This window comes from Kingella pumchi (assembly GCF_022288825.1).
GTDB classification, from domain to species: domain Bacteria; phylum Pseudomonadota; class Gammaproteobacteria; order Burkholderiales; family Neisseriaceae; genus Kingella_D; species Kingella_D pumchi.
The window spans coordinates 1-264 of record NZ_JAKOOW010000026.1; the positions used below are offsets into that span (position 1 = coordinate 1).

Below are 264 nucleotides of genomic sequence, written 5' to 3' on the forward strand. Positions count from 1 at the left end.
CAAATCCCACTACACCCACCCAAGACTACGCAGCGCCTATTTCAGCCTGAAACGGAACATGGGCAACCTATTTGTGTTTGAAGAGCATCCCGATCTGAACATCCCAAACACCACCAATCTGCTTGATGGTGCATTTGCCGGGTTAAAGCGGCATTTGGCGTGTCATCACGGCATGCGGATGGCAAATAAGGTTCGCTTTATTAAAGATTATTTCTCTATCTCTAGTGATGAGTAGCACCTTTTTTGTCCTATAGCAGACTGGTT

The 264-nt window shown here is 46.2% G+C and carries 1 pseudogene; it reads left to right on the top strand.

What is annotated here, in order from left to right:
* Positions 1 to 235, top strand: a pseudogene (locus MB824_RS07475) (hypothetical protein); the annotation flags it as partial.
* Positions 236 to 264: the final 29 nt, after the last annotated feature.